1 protein-coding gene and 1 pseudogene are annotated in these 1,047 nt (G+C 66.0%); one reads left to right on the top strand and one right to left on the bottom strand.

What is annotated here, in order from left to right; all coding sequences use genetic code 11:
* Positions 1-625: pseudogene (locus AO398_RS27150) on the bottom strand (helix-turn-helix domain-containing protein); the annotation flags it as partial.
* A gap of 91 nt (positions 626-716) precedes the next feature.
* Between AO398_RS27150 and AO398_RS27145 the strand changes: the two are divergent.
* On the top strand, positions 717-1,047 hold a 331-nt coding region (locus AO398_RS27145; protein WP_152997692.1), incomplete at its 3' end, for a transposase.

The raw sequence follows: 1,047 nt of genomic DNA, 5'->3' as shown, positions 1-1,047 counted from the left end.
GCGCCTGATCGAGCCCCGCCGCACCCAGCGTGAGGTCGAGCGTGGCGGTGACGTCGCTGGCCTGCATCGTCGTGCACAGCTTCCAGGCGACGATGGTGCGTGAGAAGTCGTCCAGGACCGTCGACAGGTCGGACCAGCCCCAGCCAGCGACCTTCAGGCAGGTGAAGTCCGTCTGCCAAAGCTGGTTGGGCGCGGTGGTCTTATCGCGGAACTCGTCGGCGGCCTTGATGACGATATAGGCCGGGCTGGTGATCAGGTCCTGAGACTTGAGCAACCGGTAGACGGTCGCTTCCGAGACGAAGTAGCGGCGCTCGTCGGTGAAGCGCACCGCCAGCTCACGTGGACTGAGTTCAGGCTCCTCCAGAGCCAGGGCCACGATCTGCTCGCGGATCTCCGCAGGTAGACGGTTCCAGACCCGGCTCGGCTGTGAAGGATGGTCATTCAACGCCTCGGGGCCGCCGCGCTGGTAGGCGTCGGACCACCGGTAAAACGTCGAGCGCGTGATGCCGAGCTTGTCCAGGGTGGCATGCATCGGCAGGTGGGATTGCTCGATCAGCCGGATGATCTCCAGCTTCTCGGGGGCCGGGTACCTCATGCCTCGTCGCCCCCAACCCCGCTCATGCTTATGGGATGGCCCGCCCCTCACCGAACCGTTGGTGGCATGCTGCTGCCTTGGAGGAATGGAGGGATTGGAAATGGCAAAGAGTTCGGTCGCCGTGCTGGGTATCGATCTCGGCAAAAACAGCTGTAGCCTGGTTGGCTTCGACCAAGCCGGTACGGTGGTGTTGCGACGTCGTGCGCGGCGAGAGACGGTCGTCGGCCTGACGGCCAAGCTGCCGGCCTGCGTAGTAGCGATGGAGGCCTGCGGCGCCCACCACCTCGGCCGGCTGCTCGCCGTGCAGGGGCACGCCGTCCGGCTGATGTCGCCCGAGTACGTCCGCCCCTACGTCAAGGCGCAGAAGAACGACGACCGCGATGCCGAGGCGATCGCCGAGGCCGCCACGCGCCCGACCATGCGCTTCGTGGCCTTGAAGGCGCAGGAGCAAC

This window comes from Methylobacterium sp. GXS13, assembly GCF_001455965.1.
Lineage (GTDB): Bacteria > Pseudomonadota > Alphaproteobacteria > Rhizobiales > Beijerinckiaceae > Methylobacterium.
This window is presented reverse-complemented; position numbering and strand designations above follow the sequence as displayed.